This window comes from Enterobacter cloacae complex sp. GF14B (assembly GCF_004136805.1).
GTDB lineage: Bacteria > Pseudomonadota > Gammaproteobacteria > Enterobacterales > Enterobacteriaceae > Enterobacter > Enterobacter hormaechei_C.
Genome location: NZ_QFRV01000148.1, coordinates 1 through 4,720, shown reverse-complemented (window position 1 = coordinate 4,720; position 4,720 = coordinate 1). Strand labels below are relative to the sequence as shown.

7 protein-coding genes are annotated in these 4,720 nt (G+C 56.2%); 4 read left to right on the top strand and 3 right to left on the bottom strand.

Translation table 11 applies throughout. The annotated features are described in order from the left end of the window. The 3 genes from DD606_RS23725 to rraB form a co-directional block, all read right to left on the bottom strand. A partial coding sequence (locus tag DD606_RS23725; RefSeq protein ID WP_129259282.1) for a topoisomerase II occupies positions 1-549 on the bottom strand: 549 nt, incomplete at its 3' end. 30 nt (positions 550-579) lie between these two features. After that, entirely contained in the window at positions 580-1,338 is a 759-nt protein-coding gene (gene miaE, locus DD606_RS23720; protein ID WP_045894208.1) for a tRNA isopentenyl-2-thiomethyl-A-37 hydroxylase MiaE, read from the bottom strand. Positions 1,339-1,384: 46 nt separating this feature from the next. Then, positions 1,385-1,810 (bottom strand): ribonuclease E inhibitor RraB, encoded by a 426-nt coding sequence (gene rraB / locus DD606_RS23715; RefSeq protein ID WP_008501374.1) that lies wholly within the window; start codon positions 1,808-1,810, stop codon positions 1,385-1,387. Positions 1,811-1,909: 99 nt separating this feature from the next. On the opposite strand from rraB, the gene DD606_RS26215 reads away from it, so the two are divergent. The 4 genes from DD606_RS26215 to xynR form a co-directional block, all read left to right on the top strand. After that, positions 1,910-2,005 carry a hypothetical protein gene (locus DD606_RS26215; RefSeq protein ID WP_213014347.1) on the top strand — a complete coding sequence of 32 codons (96 nt, stop codon included), beginning with the start codon at positions 1,910-1,912 and terminating at the stop codon, positions 2,003-2,005. After that, on the top strand, positions 1,975-2,979 hold the full coding sequence (gene argF / locus DD606_RS23710) for an ornithine carbamoyltransferase (protein WP_045345914.1): 1,005 nt from the start codon (positions 1,975-1,977) through the stop codon (positions 2,977-2,979). Before DD606_RS26215 ends, argF begins: the two co-directional genes overlap by 31 nt. Before the next feature lie 453 nt (positions 2,980-3,432). Then, the gene (locus DD606_RS23705) at positions 3,433-3,867 is read left to right on the top strand and encodes a DUF3828 domain-containing protein (protein ID WP_045350679.1); all 435 of its coding nucleotides are present in this window, start codon (positions 3,433-3,435) and stop codon (positions 3,865-3,867) included. Positions 3,868-4,042: 175 nt separating this feature from the next. Next, positions 4,043-4,720, top strand: a 678-nt coding sequence (xynR, locus tag DD606_RS23700; protein ID WP_129259280.1) for a DNA-binding transcriptional repressor XynR, incomplete at its 3' end; no start/stop codon positions are given.

The following is a 4,720-nucleotide window of genomic DNA, read 5'->3' as shown; positions in this document are numbered from 1 at the left end:
CTTCATAATCGGCCGCACGTCCTCGACAGCCGCCTCGCGTTCGGCCGGGGTCACGGTGTGGCGGTTTTTGCCGTAGGCCGCGCGCATCATGTCGGCGTCTGCCTGCATGCGCCGCGCCATCAGGTCTTTATCCAGCATGCGCATCGGGTTCACGCCGCCCTTCACCATCGGGTAAAGGAAGCGGAAGCAGGCGTCGTCGCTCACCTTCTGGATGGCGGCGGTCTGCTCCATGTTGATGGTCATGTAGTTCACCACGTTGGCGTCCGGGGCGTTTTGCAGGCGCGACATCTGCAGATGCAGGATCTGCGGCTGGATGGTGTCGATAATCTGCTGCTCCGGCTCGCCCGCTTTTTGCAGAGCGGCCATCTGGTCGAGGATGCGCTGATGCAGCGCGGGCTCCTGCTCCTTAATCACCTGCCAGGCGGGCATCGCGTTGAGGGTGGTATCAATCTGGTGTTCGGGGGCACGCTGCTTATCGAAGAATACCCAGAACGCCACGGCGGCGGCCGCGACGACGACAATCACAATACGGGTCCACGTTTTATTCATCTCGCATCCTTATCCTTTCGCTATGCCGGTTTACACCGGCACGCCGCTGTGGAAGCGAAACTCGGTGTCCGGTGTCGAGATAAGTGTGGCTTCAATTTCGCCAAAAAGCTTTATGCGCGGTGAGATATCGTCGTCGCTCACCTGCTGCGCCAGCGTCAGGTAGTCCTGATAGTGGCGCGCTTCCGAGCGCAGCAGCGAGAGATAGAACTTCTGCAGGTCGTCGTCGAGGTACGGGGCCAGCGCGGCGAAGCGTTCGCAGGAGCGGGCTTCGATGTAGGCGCCGCAGATGAGCTTGTCGATCAGCGTCAGCGGCTCGTGGGTGCGCACTTCTTTTAGCATCCCTTTGGCGTACCGGCTGGCGGTGATTTTGACGTACGGAATGTCGCGGACCAGCATCGCCTCGCGCACCTGCCAGAAGTGGTGCAGCTCCTCTTTAATCAGCAGCACCATGCTGTCGATAAGCGCCTGGCCCCACGGGTCGTCGGTTTTGGGCATCACGCTTTTGCCAATCTGCCTGTGCAGGGCGATGAAGTCCGGCTCCGGGCCGTCGCGGAAGGTGAACTGTTCGTAGGGTTTGAGCCACTCGAGCAGCGCGTCGGCACCGCTTTCGTCGGCGACGTATTTACGCACCAGCAGCAGCGCGGTCTGGGCGGCCTTGAGCTCGCACACCATGTGGTCGGTGAGCAGCAGCGGCAGGTTCGCCGGGTCGCGGGCTTTATCAATCCATGCTTGCGGGGTCGGGCACTGGAGGAAGTTGAGTACGGGGGCGAGTATCTGCGGGTAATCCATGGTTCTGCCTTGAAAAAGCGGTGGCGCGCGCCACCGCCTGAAACGCTTAGTGACGCACGCCGTCGTCGTCTTCGTCGACGTAATCTTCGTCGTCGCCTTCTTCGCCGTCTTCACCGTTCGGATCTTCGAAGTAGGTTCCCCAGCCGTCGTATTCCACGTCAAACTTCTCGGCCAGGTTCATCAGCTGTTCAACCTGCGCGTCGATCAGCTCCGCCTTCAGCGCGCCTTCGCTCAGGATGTCGCAGCAGATGACGGTGTCGCCCTCTTCCACTTCCAGCTCTTCCGGCTCGGTCACTTCGTAACCCAGCTTGAAGGCTTCCACGGCCATTTTTTCCAGCGCGTCGAAATCATCCGCAGAGAAATGGTGCTCGATGGTGTACAGCGCGTCCGGATCGCTACCGTCTTCCAGCAGCTCTTCAATAATCAGACGCGTCTCTTCGCGTTGCTCTTCCAGTAATTCCGGGTTTGCCATGGCTCAATCCTCTTTAAAGTGCGGCAGATACTTCTATTTTCACACACGGACGGGTTTGCCTCCACCTTTGTTGGAAAGATTTGTGAAACGGGGTTGCAAATGAATAATTACACATATAAAGTGAATTTTAATTCAATAAGTGGCGTTCGCCATGTGAGGATAAAATGTCTGATCTGTACAAGAAACACTTTCTGAAATTGCTCGACTTTACCCCTGCACAGTTCACTTCTCTGCTGACCCTTGCCGCACAGCTCAAAGCCGATAAAAAAAAGGGCAAGGAAGTACAAAAGCTTACCGGTAAAAACATCGCGCTCATCTTCGAAAAAGACTCGACCCGTACCCGTTGCTCTTTCGAAGTTGCCGCATTTGACCAGGGCGCTCGCGTCACGTATTTAGGGCCGAGCGGCAGCCAGATTGGGCATAAAGAATCAATTAAGGACACCGCGCGCGTGCTCGGGCGGATGTACGACGGCATTCAGTATCGCGGTCACGGCCAGGAAGTGGTCGAAACGCTGGCGCAGTATGCGGGCGTTCCGGTGTGGAACGGGCTGACCAACGAGTTCCATCCGACGCAGCTGCTGGCGGATCTGCTGACCATGCAGGAGCACCTGCCGGGCAAGGCGTTTAACGAGATGACGCTGGTCTACGCGGGCGATGCGCGCAACAACATGGGCAACTCGATGCTGGAAGCGGCAGCGCTGACCGGGCTGGATCTGCGCCTGGTGGCCCCGAAGGCCTGCTGGCCGGAAGAGAGCCTGGTGGCGGAGTGCAGCGCGCTGGCAGAGAAGCACGGCGGGAAAATTACCCTGACGGAAGACGTGGCGGCGGGCGTGAAGGGCGCGGACTTTATCTATACCGACGTGTGGGTGTCCATGGGCGAAGCCAAAGAGAAGTGGGCGGAGCGTATCGCGCTGCTGCGTGGGTATCAGGTGAACGCGCAGATGATGGCGCAGACCGGCAACCAGAACGTGAAGTTCCTGCACTGTCTGCCGGCGTTCCATGACGACCAGACCACGCTCGGTAAGCAGATGGCGAAAGAGTTCGACCTGCACGGCGGGATGGAGGTGACGGACGAGGTGTTTGAGTCGGCGGCGAGCATCGTGTTCGACCAGGCGGAAAACCGGATGCATACGATTAAGGCGGTGATGGTGGCGACGCTTGGGGAGTGATTGACTCCTCTGCGGTCTGGTGCCCTCACCCCGGCCCTCTCCCACGGGGAGAGGGAGAAAACCCTAAAAACGACAACAGCGTTATCGTCAGGCAGAAAAATTCATTTTAGTGATGCTTTCTCAGATACGCATTAACCATAATAGGTATTTATCTTTTTGTTAACCATTATTTACTGAGTAGATAATGGTTAATATCAGGTCATTATCAATTACAAAACACCGTATATTATCGGCGTAATATTTCCTTATTGCTGCATTTCGTTAATAAGGATTATTCATGTCATGGAATAAGCATGAAGCTGTGTCATACGCCCGTAGCCACGCACTAACCCATACTGGACACGATTGCGCTCGAGCAATCGCCGCCACCATTCGAGCCGGAGGGCTTAAAATCGAAGGGGCAAACCTATCGCCAACTCCAGCCAGCAATAACCTTATACAGGCATTATTAAAATGAATAAACTCATTTTTCTTGTGTTATTCAGCACAGCCGCATTGGGGGCCGAAGATTTTCAGATACCGATGCAGCGCGCCCTTGAATTCAATCGCTGGTACGTCAAACAAGTGAACAACGATCGTTATCCCATCCAACAGGGAAATGAAATCGATGAGTTCGTTACGGCCAGCACCATGAAAAAATTACGTCATGCAGCCGATCCCCGTTATGCCGACGCTGAATTTTACGAGGCTGATTTTTTTATGAAATCGCAATATATCGGCGAGGACTGGGCTGAGAATGTGGCTATTGATTCGTATGATTCAGACCCGGTCTGTGTAAACGTGAATATCACGTTTGGCAAAAAGACCCAGCACACAGTCATTGATTGCATGATTAATGAAGATGGGGTCTGGAAAATCCAGTCTGTCGCCGCTCGGGATAATAATTGATGTCCCCCGCTAACAATAATGTAGCCGCCTTTGTTGCCGGATGGCGCTGCGGCCTGATGCCCTCACCCCGGCCCTCTCCCACGGGGAGAGGGAGAACACCGGCTCCATTTCATTGATTTTTCACCCCGAAAAAGGTACGTTTTCGCCTTAATTCCAGCGTGGACATACCAGCATTATGCCGATTATTCAGTCTGTTGAACGTGCGTTGCAGATCCTCGACCTGTTCAACGAGCAGGCCACCGAGCTTAAGATCACCGACATCAGCAAACTGATGGGGCTGAGCAAGAGCACCCTCCACTCGCTGCTGAAAACCCTCCAGCTTCACGGCTATATCGATCAGAACCCGGAGAACGGCAAATATCGCCTCGGCATGAAGCTGGTCGAGCGCGGCCATTTTGTCGTGGGGTCCATCGATATTCGTCAAAAAGCGAAAGGCTGGCTGACGGAGCTTTCCCGGCTGACCGGGCAGACCACGCATCTGGGGATCCTGGACGGGCGTGAAGGGGTCTATATCGAGAAGATTGAAGGCAAGCTCGCTGCCATCGCCTATTCGCGCATCGGCCGCCGCCTGCCGGTTCACGCCACCGCCATCGGTAAGGTGTTGATTGCCTGGCTGGGCGAGGCCGAGCTGAACACCCTGCTTGAGGGCTATCAGTACACCACCTTTACGCCCGCTACTCTCTCCTCTCGCGAAGCCTTAATGAGCGCCCTGGCGCAGACCCGCGAGCAGGGCTATGCCCTGGATAGCGAAGAGAACGAGCAGGGCGTGCGCTGCGTGGCGGTGCCGGTGTGGAACCATGAATCCCGCGTCATCGCCGCCCTGAGCCTGTCGACCTTGACCTCGCGCGTGGAC